This is a genomic window from Haloarcula sp. CBA1129 (assembly GCF_008729015.1).
In the GTDB taxonomy this organism is placed as follows: Archaea; Halobacteriota; Halobacteria; order Halobacteriales; family Haloarculaceae; genus Haloarcula.
Genome location: NZ_RKSM01000001.1, coordinates 2,184,363 through 2,204,274, shown reverse-complemented (window position 1 = coordinate 2,204,274; position 19,912 = coordinate 2,184,363). Strand labels below are relative to the sequence as shown.

The window sequence follows — 19,912 nt, the reverse complement described above, 5'->3', positions numbered from 1 at the left end:
CTTTCCCCACGGACTGAGCGGGCCCGAATACGGGTGCCAACATATCGTGGGACGTGGAGTGATATCACCGGTAGCGAACGAGTCAGGCCGGTCCGTACATCGGTGACTGCGGAAGGTGTCCTCCGAACAACAGAACTAACCAGCGGTAGCCGTGCTGAGGCGATGGGTTTCCACAATTAGCGGCAGTGTTTATCATCGGTGAAAATTGCGCAACAACCCTTTATTAGCACGTTTGCGTAGCACCGGATGATGGAACCAGATAGGGACTCGCCGCTCCCGAGTGTTATCGCTGGCAGTTACGCTGCTAGGCTCGGGTTAGCGCTTTCATTCGCGATAATTATCATTATCGCTGCTGGAGTCCTGACAAGCGTGCAGGCGTCCGCCACTCTCGAAGAAGACGTGGCGGACGACATCACAGCGCTGTCAGAGACGCAGGCCGCACAGCTAGACGATTGGCTGACAACATCGCGCCGGGATGCCCGGTCAGTATCGCGACTCCCCGTATTCACCGACGGAACCAACACGGAGAAACAGCAACGACTGGAGGCGTTACGGTCTAACGAGGAGCTGCCGCCCGGTGTCGTCGCAGTGCACTACTTCGACACTGAGACCAACGAGATCCGCGCCAGTTCGAACCGGGATTTCATCGGGGTCAACGCTGCCGAGCAGGGGGCGCCGTTCGCTACGGACCCGCCGCAGTTCGACAGTCCCGACGACACCCACGTGACGGAGCCGTTCTCCGTCTCGGTCGTTGACCACCCGATAGTTGCTGTCGTTTCACCAGTCCCCGGAGACGAGGACAGAGCGCTCGTGTATATGGTAGACCTCCGGGAGAAGGCCGACCAGATATCGAACCAGCGCGATGGGTCATTTACGACGGTCGTCAACACTGACGGCGAGTTCGTTTCACACCCTAACCACTCGATGATCGGGTCGACGGCTCCGATTTCCCAGATGGACTCGGACCCACTGGGCACGCTTGAATCCGGACAGAGTGCATTCCACGAAACAGAGAGTATGTTGATGGGGCTGACCCGCCTCGAATCGCAGGACTGGGTCGTTATGGTCCATTCTGACCCGGAGGTCGCTTACGCTCTGAGCGACCAGATCAACTCCGACCTCATCGGGCTTATCCTACTTGCCGTCGTCAACCTCGGGCTCATCGGGGTCACGATTGGTGGGAACACGATCGCCTCGCTGCGGCGGCTTTCAGTGAAGGCCGAAGCGATGGCGGGGGGCAACCTCGATGTCGATCTCGATACGTCGCGAGAAGACGAGTTCGGAACGCTGTACGCGGCCTTCGACAATATGCGGACGAACCTCCGGACACAGATATCCGAAGCCGAAACTGCCAAGCAGGAAGCCGAGGAGGCCAAAGAGCAGGCACAGGCGGCCCGCGAGGACGTCGAATCCGAACGCAACGAGATGGAGGCGCTGACCGGCCACCTCGAACTCAAGGCCCAGCAGTACAGCGACGCGCTCGACGCCGCCGCCAACGGCGACCTTACCGCACGGGTAGACACCGACAGTATGAACGACGCGATGGCGGAGGTCGGTGAGGACATCAACACGACGCTGGACGCGCTCGAAGACACTATCGCCGACATGAAGGCGTTCGCGGCGAACGTCATCCAGTCAAGCGACCGTGTCAACTCGAACGCGGAACGAGTCGACCGGGCCAGCAAGCAGGTGTCGAAGTCGATAAACGAGATTTTCGAGGGCACGACTGAGCAAAACGAGGGGCTTGAATCGGCGGCCGCCGAGATGCAGAACCTCTCGGCGACCGCCCAGCAGGTCGCCTCCTCCGCTCAACAGGTTGCTGATACGTCCCAGTCAGCCGCTGACGTCGGCGAGGACGGCCGCGAAGCCGCCCAAGAGGCTATCGCGGAGATGAGCGCCATCGAGGACGAGACCGGCGAGACCGTCGAGGAGATCAACGCGCTCGACGACGAACTCGACGAGATCGGCGAGATCGTCGGTGTCATCACGAGCATTGTCGAGCAGACGAACATGCTCGCGCTGAACGCCTCCATCGAGGCCGCCCACGCCGACGGTGACGGTGAAGGCTTTGCCGTCGTCGCAGACGAGATCAAGGGTCTCGCAGAGGAGACCAAGGAGGCCGCCGCCGACATCGAACAGCGCATCGAAGCCATTCAGGAACAGGCCGGCGACACGGTCGAAACGATGGAATCGACCAGTACCCGGATCACCGAAGGCGTCTCGACAGTCGAGGAGACCGTCGACGCGCTGGAGACAATCGTCGAGTACACGGAAGAGGTCGACACCGGCATTCAGGAGATCGACCGGGCGACCGAGGAGCAGGCCCGGACTGCACAGGACGTGATGGGGACCATCGACGACCTGACGACGATCAGTCAGCAGACGGCGACGGAAGCCGATACCGTGGCCGGCGCGGCACAGGACCAGTCCGCGTCTATCGACGAAGTGTCGGACTCCGCGACGGAACTCCGACAGCGTGCTGACGACCTCGAATCGCTACTGGCTCGCTTTACGGTCGAGAGCTCGGCCGGCACAGACGCCGACAGCACGGCTGCGGTGGGGGACGACTAACAATGGCAACGATAACGACTTGGTTCACGCTGGGACTACTGGGTGAACTGCTCGGGACGGCGGTGCTGGCGTACGGCTACACGCTCGTCCCCGAAGAGGTACGGAAGCGGTATCTGCTGCTGATCGCGATTCCGGGTATCGCAATCGTCGCCTACGCTCTGATGGCGCTTGGTTTTGGGTCGATACAGAGCGATGGCCACACGGTGTACGTGATTCGGTACATTGATTGGCTGTTGACGACGCCGCTCAACGTCTGGTTCTTGGCGCTACTCGCCGGCGCGAGCCAGAAGGACACGGTGAAACTCGTCGTCCTGCAGGCGTTGACTATCGTCTTCGGGTTCGCCGGCGCGGTCACGCCATCGCCGGTCAACTACGCGTTGTTCGCGGTCGGCGCGACACTGTTCGGCGGTGTCATCTACCTCCTCTATCGGAATATCGCGGTGGCTGCGAAGTCGACCCTGTCCGACATCGAGATCAGCCTGTACCGCACGCTCCGGAACTTCGTCGTCGTTCTCTGGCTGGTGTACCCGGTCGTGTGGCTGCTCGGTGCGGCAGGACTGGGACTGATGGATGTCGAAACTGCGACACTCGTGATTGTGTACCTCGACGTGGTCACGAAAGTCGGCTTCGGCGTCATCGCCTTGCTGGCGATGATAGACCTCGGCTCAGTCGGTGACACTGCCGAGGAGTCGACGGCGGTGGCAGGGGACTAGCGAGAGCCTTCGAAGGCTCTCGAAAATGCGAGCGGAGCGGGAGCGGAGGTCCCACAGGCAGTCGGACGGTATCGCCGCCCGACGACGGGGCGGAACGACCCGCGAGCAGTGAACGCCGCTCGGCGTTGCGAACGGCCTCGTTTTGTGTGAGTGATACGCTTATCCGACAACAGCGGTGGCCAGTCAGGGGCTCTCCTTACTGACGGTCCCGCTGGTCTCTGCCTCGTCAGTCGCGTCGGCTGCCTCGGTCTCGTCTACGGTATCGAGTGCTTCCGGAAGCTGGTCTTTGATCAGCCAGAACGTCAGCCGGTAGACACCGTAACCGAGCAGGACGAACAGCAACAGGTCGATGAGATAGAGTTCGAGGAACTCCAAGAGCGAGATCTCGCTGAGCGCGAGGTCGCCGGACAGGATGAGAAACTCCAGTGTGGCGACGACAAACAGCGCGGGTGCAAAGAGGACCACCAGTCCGATGACGAGCAGTGCGAGCCGTTTCTGTGATGGGGAGACAGGCATACCGACAGTTCGCTGTCCAGACAGATAGCTCTACACGTTGCTTGTTACCACACCTGTAACGACCGCCCGAGTCGTGCTATCGTTGGCAGCACCACATAGTAAACGGCGGCTATACTACGGTAGAAGAACGCAACCGCGCCCAGTCAGTGGATGCCCATCGCTTCGATCTGCTCCTGATACCGGTTCCGGATGGTGACTTCTGTCACCTGAGCCACGTCAGCGACCTCGCGCTGTGTCTTCTTTTCGTTACAGAGCAGCGAGGCGGCGTAGATGGCTGCGGCGGCGTAGCCGGTCGGTGATTTCCCCGAGAGCAGGCCCTGCTCGGCGGTCGTGTCGATGATTTCGTTGGCCTTGGACTGGACTTCCTCGGAGAGTTCCAGTTCGGAGGCAAACCGCGGGACGTACTGCTTGGGGTCGACCGGTTCCATCTTCAGTTCGAGTTCCTGAGCGACGTAGCGATACGTCCGCCCGATTTCCTTCTGCTCGACCCGAGAGACATCCGAGACTTCTTCCAGACTGCGGGGGATGCCTTCCTGTCGACAGGCCGCGTACAGGCAGGCCGTGGCGACGCCCTCGATGGAGCGACCGCGGATGAGGTCCTCGTTGAGCGCCCGTCGGTAGATGACCGAGGCAACCTCCCGGACCGACCGGGGGACACCGAGTGCGCTCGCCATGCGGTCGATCTCTGACAGCGCGAACTGCAGGTTCCGCTCGCCGGCGTCCTTGGTTCGGATGCGCTCCTGCCATTTCCGGAGGCGGTGCATCTGGCTCCGCTTCTCCGAGGAGAGCGACCGACCGTAGGCGTCCTTGTCCTTCCAGTCGATCTGTGTGGTCAGCCCCTTGTCGTGCATCGTCTGGGTCGTGGGGGCTCCGACGCGTGACTTGGACTGGCGTTCGGAGTGATTGAACGCCCGCCACTCCGGCCCGCGGTCGATGTTCTCGTCCTCGATGACGAGGCCACAGTCCTCGCAGACGAGTTCACCACCGCCGTCGCTAGATATGGACTCCGACTCACACTCGGGACAGGTCTGCTGGCCCGTGCTCTCGGACTCCTCCTCGCGTTCCTCCTGGTCAGAATCCCGCTGGCGCGTCGGCCGTTCCATGTGTTCTTTTACGGAGAAAAGCCAATCACTTATAAATGTTTGGGCGACACCGACGGTTTTGCCTGATTTTGATGCCAGCTGTGAATGCTAGATGGAATAATCATGTTGAATTTAGCTAGAACGGTCTATGTTTCGGGCGAGCGATGGGTGTAACCGACCGGCACACCCCGTTCTCGCTCTGCGACGATGATGGAGCGCGGACGGACTGGCCTCGGGTGCCCGGCATATCGCGCTCTTTTAGTCCGGGACTCTCCGACTTTGAGCTATGAGCAAGGTCAATATCGGACTCCGTGGCTGGCGCTTCGACGAGGACGTGCTCGGGCCGGACGGACGGGTCCGCCCCCTCAAGACGATGGAACCGGAGATCCGTCAGCGATTGCTGGTACTCGCAGAGCGGGTTGTCGACCCCTGTGACGCCTGCTGGCTGATTCACGGCGACGAAGACATCGAGCAGTGCAACGTCGCGGATGCTATTTACGGGGAGCCGATGGGCGAGGTGGTCGTCTGTTCGGACCACGAGACGGACTTCATCTACTGGTTCCGTGAGGAAGGGGGTGAGGCCTACGCTGGCGATCCGGACCTCGCATCGGCCTTCCACGAGTGGTTCCTCGATGGGAACCGCGCCCCCGAGTCGTACGTCGGCCTCGAACACGTCGACGAGGACCCGACAGCACTGCCGGAGGCCCCCGACAGGGACGAAGCGATTCCGGGACTCGAAGAGGAGGTCGAGCAGATGGACGAGGCGGACCTCGACACGATTGATATGGACCTCAGCGATCTGGACGTATGATATCGGTCGCCGTCGTCGACGCGGAGACGCCGGGTAACGTCGGCACCATCGCCCGGTCGATGAAGAACTTCGACCTGTCGGAGCTGCTGTTGGTCGATCCGCCGGAGTTGGACCCTGACGGCGAGGCATACGGCTTTGCTGGACAGGCCCGTGACGACATCCTCCCGAACGCCCGGACAGTGACGTTCGACGAGATCGTCGAGAATTACCACACCGTCGCCTGTACGGCGACGACCAACGAGGACCCGGCCAACCACGTCCGGTATCCGGCGACGACGCCGGCCGACTTGGCTGACTCGCTCCGGGACGTCGAGGGCGACATCTGCGTCGTCTTCGGCCGCGAGCGGGTCGGACTCTCAAACGACGAGCTCGCACGGCTGGACGTCATCTGTTCTATCCCGGCCAGCGCGTCGTACCCGGTGTTGAATCTCGGACAGGCGGCTACCATCGTTCTCTATGAACTCCGCGAGCTAACTGTCGACGAGACCCAGCATCCCGAGGAACTGCACACCCTCGCCGAGACGCCGGCCGTCGAGGGATTACACGAGGAGTTCGACCGCTTCCTCGGCACTATTGGTCACCCCGAAGAGAAACAGCACAAGGCCCGGCGGCTGTTCCGGCGGGTGCTCGGGCGTGCGCAACCGACCGGTCGAGAGACGAAGACGCTTCGCGGCCTGTTCCGGCAAGCCCGACAGCGCATCGAGCGGGCCGAAGACGATTAGGATTCAGTCGAGTTTCTCGGATCCGGTTCCCGAGCCGAACAGCGCGCCGATGACGGCGTCGTGGGCCTTCCGCAGACGGTAGTGTAAGGTCGGCGCGGAGATATCGAGTGTCTCAGCCAGCTCCTCGGCGGAACTCCCTCGCGGCCAGTCGTAGTAGCCGCGTGCATAGGCAGTCTTGAGCGCGGCGGCCTGTTTCGGCGTCAGCCGGTCGCGTATCTGTGTCTGGAAGTCCGTCACCGTCGAGACCGGCTGATCGACGTACTGCTTGCTCCGCAGTTCTGTCCCGGGCGCTACCTCCTGAATCGCCTCAACGACGGCGCGAACGTTGATATCCGGTGCCATCTCTGTTGCGAACCGCAGGTCACCGTCCGCTGCGACGGCCCGCCGCACGGCCCCGCCGTAATCTGTGAGCGTGTCAAACGGCGATGCGGCTATCTCGTTGAGCGTGACTTCGAGCAGAGGTGCTCGGTTCTCCGCCGCCGTTTCCACGACGGCACAGGACTCGACCGACGGCACCTCAGTGAGCGCCTGACACACCCGGTCAGTGTCTCCACCGCTGACGCGAACGTAGTGGAGGCAGCTCCCGGAACTGGTCGGGACGCGCCGTTCAAGCGTGAACGAACAGTCCAGCATCGCGGAGAGGCTGGCGAAGATATCGTCGGAATCCGGCGTCAGGAACTCTAGCTCGACGGTCGTCGCCGCCAGCAGTGACTGCTGACTGTGGACGCGCTGGATGGAAAGCGCGATGAGTCGCCCTAGATCTGCTAGGATGTCCGATTCACGACAGCCAATCGTCGCTTCGGTCGATGCATACACCATCAACACGCCGTATGTGGTTTCGCCAGTAGTCAGAGGAACTGCCGCGACGGAGCAGCGGTCTGCGATTAGTGGCCGGTCTCTCTTGGTGTCCGAGGGCGTCGACAGGTCAGCGATATCCTCGACGACCTGCACCTCGCCGGTGTCGATGGCGTCTCTGGCGAGGCTGTGCTCGCCGGGGGAAATATGCTCCGGCGTTGCTGTGTCAATCCCGGCGGCGGCACCCAGTGCTATCCTCGTGGCACTCCCGCGGCTCCCGGCCCACACGGCTTGGTACAGGTCCGACTCGGTGAGATGTGTACACACTGCCGATTCGATTTCCTCGCGGGTCTGTGTGTCTTGGAGCGCCTTCGCTATCTCTCTGCCCAGTACGTTGAGTCGCTGTGCCTGTTCGAGTTCATCACGCTGTCGTTCGAGCTCGGCTTGGCGCTCTTTGTGAGCGGTGATATCTCGAGCGACGAAGATGACGGTATCGAGGTCGTACGCGCGACTTTCGAGCGGCGCGACTCGCGCCTCGAACCACCGCTTGCCACCGGGAACTTGCAGACTGTACTCCACGGACTGAAACAGCCCGGTTCGGAGGGCCGTACGAACGGTCTCCAGTAGCGAATCCGCAGTGTCGTCGGGGAAGAATTCGTGTAGCGTCTGGCCGACAAGCGTGTCCGTATCGTCTACCGTCAGCATCGTCTCGGGGTCGGTCAGGCAGTCGAGGAACCGCCCTTCCGCATCAATGATGAAACTGGGGTCTGGGAGGGCAGTGTTCAACGCATTGCGCTGTTCCGTGTGGCGCTGTCGTTCGAGTTCGTAGCCCGCCCAGTCCGAGAGCAACCGGACGAACGTCAGGTCCCACTGCGTGAACACCGTCTCGCGCGGTTCCAGCCCATAGAAGCAGAACGTCCCGTACACGGCCCCGTCGACAACAACGGGTGCGCCGATGTAGCTCGCAATTCCCCACTCCGGGTCAGCGAGGTCTGGCGCTTCTGCTTCAACATCGCTGATCGCGAGCGGTTCTCGGTGTTCGACGACGTGTCTGCAGTTCGGGAGGGACTCGATGCTGGCCGTTCTGCCCGCTTCGAGGTCGACAGTCGGGGGTGCGGTGACCGCCTCGAACACGTATTCGTCGCCGTGGGTCTGGGAGAGCGTCCCAAACGACGTTTCGAGCGTCTCACAGCCGAGTTCTAGCAGCGCGTTGAGCTGTTCCGTGAACGTCCGGTTCGCGTCGGTACAGATGTCGTTGGCCGCTTCGAGCGTCGCCTCTCGTTGCTTCCGCTGTGTGATATCGATATGTGCGATAGACGCATACGTCGCCCCATCGATGGTGAACGGGGCGACGTACAACCGGAACCACCGTTTCGTCGACGGGGTGTGACACGGGTATTCGAGTTCGAACGAGGATTGCTCGCCGGCGAGAACGGCCCTGATTCCGTCGGCTGCCTGTTGCCCGGTCATGGCGTCCGCCATGTCGGCGATGTCAAGGTAGTTCACGCCCAGCGTCTTCGGTGTCAGCTCTGTTCCGTTTGCCCGGCCGAACTCGCTCCACGCCTCGTTCGTCGAGAGAATCACCCCGGACGCATCTACAATCGCAACCATGAGGGGTAGTGTATCGATGGCTGGCCCGTACAGGGCTGGGACATCATGGCCATCCATGATACTCGGGACCATGCGCTCAGTGTGTCGGCAAGCTACTTAACGGCCGGTGTCTAGTTAGAATAGTAATATTTGGTTGGGACACACGCCTACGGTGAATACTGTGGAGAGACGGGACTTGGGGGCGATATTCGGGCTGGTTTGAACGAACACTTGGCAGAACAACCACCAGATATTCACATACTAACCAATTACCGATCCGCCCGGATATATCATCCATGACGCCGACTCACCCCGGTTTATTCTAGGGGCCTAGAGAGAGTGCTTAGGACAGTTACCGCTGTAGCGGCCCACAGGACACTCACCACCGCACTATGGATTCCACTGCCAACCCAGTTCGCGTCGAACTGTTCGTCCGGTCCCTTTGTCCGGAAGATGCACTGCAACAACAGAGCTACGTGCTTGACCGGTTACAGGCTCTCGAGGAGGCGGGCCGTATCGAGGACCTGTCGATAGTTATCTGGGGTCGCCGGATCGAACCGCGACTCGCACAGCGGACTGCGGAGGGTCGACACCTGTTGGAGCAGCTTTCCATGTTTAGACAGTGGGAGCGCGACACTGACGCCTCGCTTGACGCTTTCGACTGGCAGCACCCAGTGACGAACATGGTTTCCGACGAGTCGGTCAGCGTCATCACGCTGCCGACACTTGCCCTCGCCGAATACGTTGGCGATGACCTCCAGCACGTCGCCCCCTGTACGCGGAATGGAACGGTTCACCGCGTCACCGACCGTGTTAGCCGCCTTACCGATACCGCAGACTTGGCCGACGAACTTGAACATGAGCGTACTGTGGTACAGTAGCGTTCGAACTGCTCCGAAATGATCCCCTAACGTCCCCACCCAGCAACACAACTAAAATGAACACGCAACACACCGAAATCCCGGACTCGCTGCCACTGGACGACCGGCTGTCGCTCCTGTCGTCGCACTACCGGCGGTACCTCCTGTACGGGCTTTCACAGTACACGACGCCAGTTTCACTGGCCGTGCTCACGGACACAGTGACCGAATTCGAACACGGAACACCGGCCGAACAGTCCCGCGACGAGCGACTCCGGATTTATACAGCCCTCTATCACAACCACCTTCCGCGGCTAGTCGATGCCGGTGTCGTCCGGTACAACCAGTCGGAAGATATCGTCGACATTGGGCCGAACGCGCCAGCGCTCGTCCCGCTGCTTGAGTCGACAATCGAACACGACCTGTCGACGAGCGGTGACGGCCTGTCATCGAACACCGTCGATATCGCTTCCTTACACCCCGAACGGAGCAATTAAGCCCGCTTCTGTATCTCCGAACGCAACACGTCACTAACTGTATCGCCGTCGGCCTTGCCCCGGAGCGCGCCCATGCACTCGCCCATCAGCGCCGAGAACGCCCCCATACCTTCCTCAGCGATCTGGTCCTCGTGGCGCTCGACGACGCCGACAACGGCGTCCCGGACCTCCGACTCGTCGACGCCACCCAGTCCCTCCTGTTCGACGGCTTCCTCGGCCGTCAGCGACGGGGTCTCGGCGAGTGCTGTCAGCAGGTCCTCCATTCCCTCACGCGGTACGTCCCCACCGTCGACCAGCAGAATCGCTCCCTGCAAGTGCTCGTCCGTGAGGTTCTCGACAGGCACATCGTCGCGGCGGAGTTCGGTCAGCGTCGACTCCAGCGTCCCGGCGGCCAGCGTCGGGTCGACGCCCTCACCCGCCACCAGCGCCTCGAACAGCGGCCACTGCTGGCCGTAGGCGACCTGCTCGGCGAGGCCGGAACCGAGGTCGAACTCGCTGACGTATCGGTCGACCTTCTCGGTGAGCAGTTCCGGAGTTTCGACTTCGGTTACGTCCGGCTCGACGGGTGGCACGTCCGTCTCGGGGTACATCCGCGCCGCGCCGGGGAGCGGCCGAAGGTATCTCGACGTGGCGTCCTCGTTCGCATCGCGGGTCTCCTCGGGCACGCCTTCGAGCGACGTTTCGGCCCGCTCGGCGACGGCATCGATAGCCAGTTCGGCGGTCTCCGGGTCGTCGGCGACGATGGCGACGGCGTCCTCGGGACCCGCCCCGACGGCGTCCCGCAGCGCCTCGACTTCCGCCTCGGTGACGCCGTAGGCCGGGAGTTCGTCGGTGTGGAAGATGCCGCCCGCGCCGTGGCGCTTGGCGTGGTCGGACAGTTCCGTCCCGAGCCGCCGGTCCGGCTGGATTTCGCGGCCGACGAGCCCGTCGAACCCTTCGAGCAGAAGCCCCTGAACCGTCCCGCCCGAGGAGAGCGCGCCTTCGATGACGCCAGAGTCCGTGTCCTCGAATACCCCAGTTACGTCCTGTGGCTCGCCGATTGCGGCGTCGCGCTCGGCGAGTTCCTCGGCGATGTCGAGCAGTTCGACCTGCCGACGGACCTCGTTGCGGACGAGGTCGTCGATGTCGTCGAGGCTCTGGACGCCCTTCAGTTCGATGCGCGCGCCCTCCTCGATGGAGACATTCACGTCCTGCCGGATGGTCCCGAGGCCGCGCTTGACCTTACCCGTCGAACGCAGCAGCATCCCGATTCGCTCGGCGGCCTCGCGGGCCTGCTCGGGCGAACTGATGTCCGGCTTCGTCCCGATTTCGATCAGCGGAATGCCGAGGCGGTCCAGCGAGAAGCGGACCCCGTCGTCGGTTTCCTCGACTCGCTGGCAGGACTCCTCCTCCAGTAGCATGTCCTCGATACCGACCGGGCCGGCGCTCGTCTCGATGGCCCCGTCGTTAGCGACCAGCATCGAGCGCTGGAACCCAGTGGTGTTCGAGCCGTCGACGACGATCTTTCGCATGACGTTCACCTGATCGACGACGGACATATCCAGTAGCTGGGCGATTTCCAGCGTCGTCTCCATCGCCTCGCGGTCGACCCGATGGGGTGGTTCGTCGTCCTCCTCGACGAGACAGGTCGTGTCGTAGGCCAGATACTCGAACTCCCGGTCGACCATGCTTTCCTCAAGCGCCGCCTCGTCGATCTCCCCGAGCTCGCTCTTGGTCGGGTGCAGATAGCGAGTAAAGGAGCGCCCGCTCTCTTCGGGTTCGCGGATCGTTGTCGGACAGTCACAGAACAGTTTCGTCGCGGTATCGAGTTGCTGATGGATCTCCAGACCGGCGACGAGCCCCAGCTCCTCGTAGTCGTACTCAGTCATTGTCGAGGTGTCCGGGACCGGGGGCCAAAAAACGCACCCTTCCCGCCCTCGCCGCCGTGCTTTTGGCCGTGTCTCCCTCACTGTCAGTATGCGCTGGCTGTCGACAGCTGCGGTGGTCGTCCTTCTCCTGACAGCCGGCTGTAACGCCTTTGTCGGTGCTGACACCGTCGACCGGGGCACCGTCACGCCGGCCCCGGTCCCGACAGCAGCGGAGTCGGACACGGCAACGACGCTGGACCCACCGCCCGGCGTGACTATGGAACGGCTCGAAAACGTCGCGCTCCTGTCGGCCGCCCACCGGCAGGCGCTCAACGGCACCACCTACACCCTGAACGAACGCTACAGCGAGTTCGCAATCGGGAACGACAGCAGTTCCGTCCGGCGCGAAGAGACTGTCGCCGTCGAATCACCGACGCGGTACCGTGACGAGATGGTCAGAGTGACGACCGACTCGAACGGGACCGTCGAGCGGTACGAACAGTCGACCTATGCCGATGGCTCCAACTGGTACGAGCGACGGGACGGCGGCACCGTCGAGCGCCAGCGTGGCGAGGTCCGATTCAGTCGCGACAAGTACGCCTACCGGACGGCGTTCTACTTGAATCGCTACGCTGTGGTCAACCAGAGTGCTACGGCCGTCGTTACGAGCGACAGCAGTCGGGCCTACCGGATTCGCGGGTCCGGTGGCGAGATTCCGACCACAGAACGGTTGGCGGCGTTCCGAATCGAACTGCTAGTCGAACCTGATGGCCTCGTCCGCCGATTCAGCGTCTGGTACCGTACCGAAGCCCGTATTGTCGAATACAGCTTCTGGTACGAGGATATCGGCGAGACGACAGCAGAGCGGCCGGCGTGGCTCACCGAATGACTAGCAATGAGTGACAGACTGTGGATCAAGAATGGCTAAGAGTCGGTTCAGCCGCTCGAACTCGACTGTCATGGCGTGACCTGACATTTAACCCTCCTCGGGCGGGGAAAACATATCACAGACTATGACATATGTTTGCATATGACAGTCAGACTGGCAACTCCGGGCGATGTAACGGCCATCAATCAGGTGGCGTCGGCGGCTTGGGAGACGGATTACCCTCGCCTCACTCAGGAAACAGTTGAAGACGGCGTCGGCGACTGGTATTCGCCCGAGCAAATCGAATCGGAACTGGTCGAATCACAGACTCTCCTGCTCGTCTTCGAACGCGAGGAGCGCGTCGTCGGGTTCGCACACGCGACGTGGCACGAAACCGATCGCGTGGGGTATATTCTCCGACTGTACGTCCATCCAGACTACCGCCGGGAGGGAATTGGCCGGGCCCTACTAGAACGGACCTGCACGGAACTGTTCGAGCACGATATCGACCGGGTCAACGCGATGGTCCTCTCGGCGAACGAACCGGGGGCCGAGTTCTACGAGCAGTTCGGGTTCGAGTTCGTCGACGAAAGCGAGACCGAAATCGGCGGGGAGCGCTATCCCGAGAGCCGTTACGTCCTCAACGACGAGCCACAGGTCTGAGAGCGGGACGACTGCCAGCGTCGCTGCCGCGCTCGGGCACACTCTCGCGTGCCTGTTCGACACGAGCGCCCTCGCTATTCCACGGCTCCCCGTTCGCAATTTCGAGGGCCGCTCGCTGCTCACGGGTCACTTCGTTCGCCGTTCGCAATTTCGAGGGCCGCTCACTCCGTTCACGCCCCTCGCTTCGTTCGCGCCCCTCGCTACTCCTCGCCCAGAATCCCACGCTTCGTCATCTTCTCGGGGTCGAGCACGTCGTCGACCTCGTCCTCGTCGAGATACCCCTCTTCGAGGACGACCTCGCGGATGGTCTTTTCCTCGTCGAGCGCCTTCTTCGCGACCTTGCTCGCCTTGTCGTAGCCGATGGCGGGGTTGAGCGCCGTCGCCAGCGCCATGCTCTGCTCGACGCGCTCGGCGCAGTGGTCGGCATCGGCCTCCAGTTTGGCGACGAACTTCTCGCCGAACACCGCGCTGCTGTTGGCGATGAGCTTGGCCGACTGCAGGAAGTTCGAGGCCAGCACGGGCTTGTAGAGGTTCAGGTCGATCTGCCCCTCCGCCGCACCGGCTGACACGGCGGCGTCGTTGCCGACGACTTGCTTGTGGACCTGATTGACCGCTTCGGCGACGACGGGGTTGATCTTGCCGGGCATAATCGAGGAGCCGGGCTGGTTCTCCGGCTGGTCGATCTCGCCGAGGCCGTTGCGTGGGCCGGAGGCGAGCAGGCGGAGGTCGTTGGCGATCTTGTTCAGCGAACCAGCGACGGTTCGAAGCGCACCGTGGGCTTCTGACATCGCGTCGTGGGCGGCCTGTGCCTCGAAGTGGTTGTCCGCCTCGCGGAAGCTGAGATCGGTCTCTTCGCTGATGTACGCAGCGGCCTTTTCCGGGAACTCGGGATGGGTGTTGAGGCCGGTCCCGACTGCGGTTCCGCCGAGTGCGAGTTCGGCGAGGCGGCCGTGGACGTCCTGCACGCGGGAAATACCTTTTTCGACCTGCGTGCGGTAGCCGGAGAACTCCTGTCCCAGCGTCACCGGGGTCGCGTCTTGGAGGTGGGTCCGACCGGTCTTGACGACGTTGTCGAACTCGTCTTCTTTGGCTTCGAGTTCGTCACGCAGCGTCTTCAGGCCGGGAATCACGTCCTTCTCGACGGCCTCTAGCGACGCGACGTGCATCGCCGTCGGAATCACGTCGTTGCTGGACTGGCCGAAGTTGACGTGGTCGTTCGGGTGAATCTCGCGGGTCCCGACCTCGCCGCCGTACAGTTCCGTGGCGCGGTTCGAGATGACCTCGTTGGCGTTCATGTTCGACGACGTACCCGACCCGGTCTGGAACACATCGACGGGGAACTGGTCGTCGTGCTCGCCGGCGATGACCTCGTCGGCGGCTTCGATGATACAGTCCGCCTTGTCTGCCGGAATCGTTTCGAGGTCGCGGTTCGCCTGCGCGGCCGCCTTCTTCACGACGCCGAGTGCTCGGATGAACCGCCGTCCGAACGTCACGTCGCTGATCGGGAAGTTCTCGACGGCGCGCTGTGTCTGTGCGCCCCAGTACGCGTCGGCTGGCACCTGCATCTCACCGAGGCTGTCCTGCTCTGTCCGGTACTCGTCGGTCATACGTCCGGGGGGTGGTCCGCCCGGTCGTAAAACCCTCCGGTACGAGTCTGGACACCACTCGTCACAAGCCTGTAGCGTCCGGGATGGAGTTCACTGGGTATCACGAGTCCCCGGTCGGACAGCGGAGACCGTGGGGCTCAGAACCCGTGACCTAGATAAACGTGTATTATCATTCGGAAATATTAAGTAGAATCTCTCTCCACTTACCATGAGTTCGACGCCACAGAGACGTTCATGACTGACGCCCCCACAATGCTCGGTGACGGCAGTGTGTTGCTGTTGTCGTCGGCTGCCGGGGCCCGATGGGACACCGACGGACGTGACACATCGCGAACGCTCGCAGCCGGTGTACCCGCCGCGTTGCAACCGCTCGCCCGCTCGACACGACGACGGGATGGCACACCCGTCATCTGGCGTTCCCACGTCGCCTGCCAGCCTGTGTTGGTGCGACAGGCTGGGCGGGTTGCGTGGTCTGTACGCGTGTTAGCTGGCGAGTCTATGTGACTGACGACACATCCGTCGGGACGATGGACGGCGAACTCACGTCGGCGAACGACTGACCAACCATGCGCGAGATACTCAGTAGACTCCTCGCCACCGGGGGTAGGCTCCGGTCGGCGGTATCGAGAGACGAATCGGACGGAGACCAACTGGCAACAGACGGCGGGGCGACGGTGGAAACGACTCGGGGCGACTCGCTCCGGAACTCACTGCCGGTCGAGTGGGAACTCATCGAATCCGCCCCGTTCTGGCTCCCGCCAGTCCTGTTTGCGGGCTTTTTCGTCTACGGCGCTATCGCTTGGAACTTCCTCCTGTCGCTGACTGACTACAACGGCTTGGGTGGTGCACAGTACGAGACCTTCGATTTCAGTATGTACAGCCGCATGCTGAACGACGGGGCGTTCTGGCAGGCGGCACAGAACACAGTCGTGTTACTGGTCGTGTTCACCGTTCTCTGTCTGGCGCTTGGCCTGTTTGTGGCCATCCTCATCGACCAGCAGATACGCTTCGAGAACACGTTCCGGACGATATACCTGCTCCCGATGAGCCTCTCGTTCGTCGTCACGGCGACGATGTGGGCGTGGGTGTACAACGCCCGCAACGGTGTGCTCAATCAGCTCTTCCGATTGTTCAATCTCGAAGGTGCTCTTGTGGGACTGCTTCGCCCGGCAGGAGTCAACGCCGAAGTCATTCAGTGGCTTTCTTGGAATACGACCGCTCTAGCGGCGGTCATCTTCGCGCTCATCTGGCAGTTCAGCGGCTACGCGATGGTCGTCTTTCTCGCCGGCCTCCGAGCGATTCCGACAGAACACTACGAGGCCGCTCGGGTCGACGGCGCGTCCACGATTCGGATGTATGCGCGGGTAATCATCCCGCAACTCCGCGCCTCCGCGGTGTCGGCGTCGGTCGTGCTGATGGTGTTTGCGCTGAAAGCGTTCGACTTCATCTACGCGCTCCGTGGCTCACAGCCGGGGGCGAACATGGACATTCTGGCGACGATGATGTATCGGGTCGCGTTCGACAGCCTCCAGTGGGCGTACGGGTCGGCCGTCGCTATCGTGCTGTTTGCCCTCGCACTGCTGGTTATCGGACCGTACCTCTACAGCGAATACCGACGGGGTGAACTATGAGTATCAGAGACGGGGACTTCATCGACGAACTCCGCAGTACAGAGAACAGCCGTATCGGCCTGTATGCCCTCCTGCTGGCGGGCATCGCCTTCTACCTCTTCCCGGTGGAGACGGCCGTGATGACGATGTTCAAGACCGAGAGCGCCTTCGCCCGGACGCTCCCGTTCGCACCGCCGGGCACTGACGGCTTCACGCTCGACGCGCTCAGTACCGCTTGGAACACGCTCCGGCCGGGACTGTTGAACTCACTGCTGATGGCGATTCCGGCGACGATTATGTCGGCGCTACTGGGAAGCCTGACCGCGTACGGACTGACGACGATTAGTTGGCGCGGCCAAGTCGGCGTGGTCGTCCTCATCATCGCGGGCATCTTCATCCCATATCAGGCCGTGCTGGTCCCGCTGGCACAGTTCTGGTTCCAGATACTCCCCGGACTGGTCGAGGGGTTCGTCAACACCCTCTTTGGCTTCATTACGGGCGGTAGCTGGGAGTATCCGAGCCGGAACGGCTACGTACAGTTGCTACAGCTGTCGATTACTCACGCGGCGTACGGGATACCGATCTGTACGCTGCTGTTCCGGTCGTACTATCAGAGCATCTCCGAGGAGATGATCGAGGCCGCTCGCCTCGACGGCGCGAGCGCGTTCAGCATCTACCGCAACATCATCCTCCCGCTGTCGCTGCCGATGTTCGCGGTGACGCTCATCTACCAGTTCACGCAGGTGTACAACGACCTGCTGTTCGCGCTGGTGCTCATCAACGAACCGGCCTCACAGGTGGCGACCCAGCGCCTTGCGGCGCTCACTGGCGGGGTCGTCCAGTCGTTCAACACCACGATGGCTGGGGCCATCGTCGCAGCACTGCCGACACTGCTCGTCTACATCGTGTTCGGCGAACAGTTCGCGAAAGGCGTCGCTGGAGAGTAATTACGGAGGTATTCACAATGGCACAACTCACACTGGACGAGGTAACGAAGACGTTCCAAGACGACGACGGCGAAATCATCGCAGTTGACGAGGTCTCGGTCGACATCGAGGACGGCGAGTTCCTCTGTGTCGTCGGCCCATCGGGCTGTGGGAAATCGACGACCCTGCGGATGATTGCCGGGCTCGAAGACATCACGCGCGGTGAAATCCGGCTGGACGGCCAGATCATCAACGACCAGCCGCCGGCCCGCCGGAACGTGGCGATGGTGTTCCAGTCCTACGCCCTGTACCCCCACATGACCGTGCGGGAGAACATGGCGTTCGGGCTGGAGGAGTCGACGGACATGCCCGACGAGGAGATCAACGAGCGCGTCGAGGAGGCGTGCAAGGACATGGGCATCTTCGAACTCATCGACCGCAAGCCCGGCGAACTCTCCGGCGGCCAGCAACAGCGCGTGGCGCTGGGCCGCGCCATCGTCCGGGACCCCGAAGTGTTCCTGATGGACGAGCCGCTGGCGAACCTCGACGCGAAGCTCAAAGCCGAGATGCGGACCGAACTACAGGAACTCCAGCAGGACCTCGACGTGACGACGGTGTACGTCACACACGACCAGACGGAGGCGATGACGATGTCCGACCGCATCGCCATCCTCAACGACGGTGTCCTCCAGCAGTGTGCGACGCCGCTTGAGTGTTACCACGAGCCGAACAACCTCTTCGTCGCGGGGTTCATCGGTGAGCCGTCGATGAACTTCTTCCCGATGACCCTCGAAGGGTCGACGCTCAAAGGCGAGTGGTTCGAGTACGAACTCAGCGATGAGACGGTCGCTCAGGTCGAGGGAACGACCGACATCACGCTGGGCATCAGACCCGAAGACATCGAGTTCGTCCAGAGCGACACCGGTCCGAACGTGTTCGATTCGACGGTCCACGTCGTCGAGCCACGCGGGAACGAGAACACGGCCCACCTGCAGTTCGACGAATCGATGGACGACCAGTTCATCGCGACGGTCGGCGGGATGAAACAGCTCAAGTCCGGCCAGCGCGTCAAAGTCCACATCCCTGAGAACGCGATTCACCTCTTCGATACGGCCAGCGGAGAGGCCATCCGGAACCGCACACTCGACGAGATCGAAACGGTCGAATCGGTCGTCTGAGCTGGAGCCGTTTTTACTGCGCTGTCGGGCAGCCGGTGTTCACGCCCACCGGTCGAGCCCGGTCTGGACGACCGACTCGTCGATGCGCTCGAACCCGCGAGCGACTTCGTCGGCGTCGACCTCCCACTGCTCGGTGACGAACGCGCGGGCGGCGTCAATATCCGGCTCGATGCTGTCGGGGATTTCGTAGTCGTCGGTCACTGCGGGGTCGAGAAACAGGTCCCGGATGCGGTCTGCGTGGTCGATGTGCTCGCCGCGGGCGTCGAGAACAGCGTAGAGGTCGCCGTGCTCGTGGAGTTCCGTGACGGCGGTCTTGGGGCCGATACCCGAAATACCCTCGTTGAAGTCCGTCCCCATCAGGATAGCGGCGTCGACCAGTTGCTCCCAAGTGAGATCGTGCTGTTCGAGCGTGGCCGCGAAGTCCATCAGCTCGGGGTCTCCCTTCGAGGTGATCTGGCGGAGCGTCATCGGCGCGCCAAACAGCAGCGCGTCGTAGTCCTCGGTCCCGACGTAGTCCACGTCGCCCCGACGGGCCATCACCGATGCCTGTCCCTCGCCTTCCGCCGGGGCGTCGACGATAGGCACGCCGAGCAGTTCCAGCAGTTCCCGCGTGGTGTCGACGATAGTGTCGGTCAGCCGCTGGGTCCGAGAGTCCAGTTTCGCCACGCGGGTCGCGTCCCCGGCCTCGCGGGCATCTTCCAGTTCGGACTCGTACTTCTCGCGCTGTTCGCGGCGCTTCTCGACCTCGTCGTCTTTGAGGTCCGTGACCGCGCCGTCGAAGACGAACACCGGCGTCATATCGTGCTCGAAGAACTTCGGCAGGCCTTGGACGACGCCGATGAGGTTTGCCACTTCCTCGCCGTCGCTGGTGGTGTATTTTGACTCGCTGGTGAACTTCACTGTCGTCGTCAGATAGCGATAGAGCCAGTTGTGGGCGTCCACGGCGACGACGCTCCCGCCGAGGTCGCCGAACGAAACGTCCGACAGCGCCGCGAGCGACCGCAAATCAGCGTTTCCCATTGGCAGGCTTTTGGCCGACAGCCGCTTGAATCTCTC

General features: G+C 62.3%; 17 protein-coding genes. 11 read left to right on the top strand and 6 right to left on the bottom strand.

What is annotated here, in order from left to right; all coding sequences use genetic code 11:
* The first annotated feature begins 369 nt into the window (after window positions 1–369).
* Together Har1129_RS11055 and sop2 are read left to right on the top strand one after the other, a co-directional pair.
* Complete coding sequence (locus Har1129_RS11055) at window positions 370–2,571, top strand: methyl-accepting chemotaxis protein (RefSeq protein WP_151102134.1); 2,202 nt, start codon at window positions 370–372, stop codon at window positions 2,569–2,571.
* 2 nt (window positions 2,572–2,573) lie between these two features.
* Complete coding sequence (sop2, locus tag Har1129_RS11050) at window positions 2,574–3,284, top strand: sensory rhodopsin II (protein WP_151100697.1); 711 nt, start codon at window positions 2,574–2,576, stop codon at window positions 3,282–3,284.
* Between the two features lie 183 nt (window positions 3,285–3,467).
* Here sop2 and Har1129_RS11045 read toward each other — a convergent pair whose 3' ends face one another.
* Window positions 3,468–3,800, bottom strand: coding sequence for a hypothetical protein (locus Har1129_RS11045; protein WP_151100696.1), 333 nt, complete (start codon window positions 3,798–3,800; stop codon window positions 3,468–3,470).
* 143 nt (window positions 3,801–3,943) lie between these two features.
* A complete protein-coding gene (locus Har1129_RS11040; RefSeq protein ID WP_008310442.1) occupies window positions 3,944–4,903 on the bottom strand; it encodes a transcription initiation factor IIB family protein in 960 nt (319 codons plus the stop codon).
* A gap of 265 nt (window positions 4,904–5,168) precedes the next feature.
* On the opposite strand from Har1129_RS11040, the gene Har1129_RS11035 reads away from it, so the two are divergent.
* Entirely contained in the window at window positions 5,169–5,693 is a 525-nt protein-coding gene (locus Har1129_RS11035; RefSeq protein ID WP_151100695.1) for a hypothetical protein, read from the top strand.
* Complete coding sequence (locus Har1129_RS11030) at window positions 5,690–6,415, top strand: RNA methyltransferase (RefSeq protein ID WP_151100694.1); 726 nt, start codon at window positions 5,690–5,692, stop codon at window positions 6,413–6,415. Before Har1129_RS11035 ends, Har1129_RS11030 begins: the two co-directional genes overlap by 4 nt.
* A 3-nt stretch (window positions 6,416–6,418) precedes the next feature.
* Here Har1129_RS11030 and Har1129_RS11025 read toward each other — a convergent pair whose 3' ends face one another.
* Window positions 6,419–8,893 carry a bacterio-opsin activator domain-containing protein gene (locus Har1129_RS11025; RefSeq protein ID WP_151100693.1) on the bottom strand — a complete coding sequence of 825 codons (2,475 nt, stop codon included), beginning with the start codon at window positions 8,891–8,893 and terminating at the stop codon, window positions 6,419–6,421.
* A gap of 299 nt (window positions 8,894–9,192) precedes the next feature.
* Here Har1129_RS11025 and Har1129_RS11020 point away from each other — a divergent pair, with 299 nt between their 5' ends.
* Both Har1129_RS11020 and Har1129_RS11015 read left to right on the top strand, forming a co-directional pair.
* Window positions 9,193–9,681 (top strand): HTH domain-containing protein, encoded by a 489-nt coding sequence (locus Har1129_RS11020; protein ID WP_151100692.1) that lies wholly within the window; start codon window positions 9,193–9,195, stop codon window positions 9,679–9,681.
* 56 nt (window positions 9,682–9,737) lie between these two features.
* Window positions 9,738–10,157 (top strand): hypothetical protein, encoded by a 420-nt coding sequence (locus Har1129_RS11015; protein WP_151100691.1) that lies wholly within the window; start codon window positions 9,738–9,740, stop codon window positions 10,155–10,157.
* Here Har1129_RS11015 and gatE read toward each other — a convergent pair.
* Window positions 10,154–12,025 carry a Glu-tRNA(Gln) amidotransferase subunit GatE gene (gene gatE / locus Har1129_RS11010; protein WP_151100690.1) on the bottom strand — a complete coding sequence of 624 codons (1,872 nt, stop codon included), beginning with the start codon at window positions 12,023–12,025 and terminating at the stop codon, window positions 10,154–10,156. The genes Har1129_RS11015 and gatE overlap by 4 nt on opposite strands.
* A gap of 88 nt (window positions 12,026–12,113) precedes the next feature.
* Between gatE and Har1129_RS11005 the strand changes: the two genes are divergently transcribed.
* Entirely contained in the window at window positions 12,114–12,893 is a 780-nt protein-coding gene (locus Har1129_RS11005; protein WP_151100689.1) for a hypothetical protein, read from the top strand.
* Between the two features lie 141 nt (window positions 12,894–13,034).
* Window positions 13,035–13,535, top strand: a complete 501-nt coding sequence (locus Har1129_RS11000; RefSeq protein WP_151100688.1) for a GNAT family N-acetyltransferase — start codon at window positions 13,035–13,037, stop codon at window positions 13,533–13,535.
* A 200-nt stretch (window positions 13,536–13,735) separates the two neighbouring features.
* Here Har1129_RS11000 and Har1129_RS10995 read toward each other — a convergent pair whose 3' ends face one another.
* Window positions 13,736–15,142, bottom strand: coding sequence for a class II fumarate hydratase (locus Har1129_RS10995; RefSeq protein WP_151100687.1), 1,407 nt, complete (start codon window positions 15,140–15,142; stop codon window positions 13,736–13,738).
* 566 nt (window positions 15,143–15,708) lie between these two features.
* Here Har1129_RS10995 and Har1129_RS10990 point away from each other — a divergent pair.
* Genes Har1129_RS10990 through Har1129_RS10980 form a run of 3 tightly spaced genes read left to right on the top strand, consistent with a single transcriptional unit; the run spans window position 15,709 to window position 18,856 of the window.
* Window positions 15,709–16,773, top strand: a complete 1,065-nt coding sequence (locus Har1129_RS10990; RefSeq protein WP_151100686.1) for a carbohydrate ABC transporter permease — start codon at window positions 15,709–15,711, stop codon at window positions 16,771–16,773.
* The gene (locus Har1129_RS10985) at window positions 16,770–17,699 is read left to right on the top strand and encodes a carbohydrate ABC transporter permease (RefSeq protein ID WP_151100685.1); all 930 of its coding nucleotides are present in this window, start codon (window positions 16,770–16,772) and stop codon (window positions 17,697–17,699) included. Before Har1129_RS10990 ends, Har1129_RS10985 begins: the two co-directional genes overlap by 4 nt.
* Window positions 17,700–17,716: 17 nt before the next feature.
* A complete protein-coding gene (locus Har1129_RS10980; protein ID WP_151100684.1) occupies window positions 17,717–18,856 on the top strand; it encodes an ABC transporter ATP-binding protein in 1,140 nt (379 codons plus the stop codon).
* 39 nt (window positions 18,857–18,895) lie between these two features.
* On the opposite strand, the gene fen is transcribed toward Har1129_RS10980, so the two are convergent.
* Entirely contained in the window at window positions 18,896–19,876 is a 981-nt protein-coding gene (fen, locus tag Har1129_RS10975; protein WP_151100683.1) for a flap endonuclease-1, read from the bottom strand.
* Window positions 19,877–19,912: the final 36 nt, after the last annotated feature.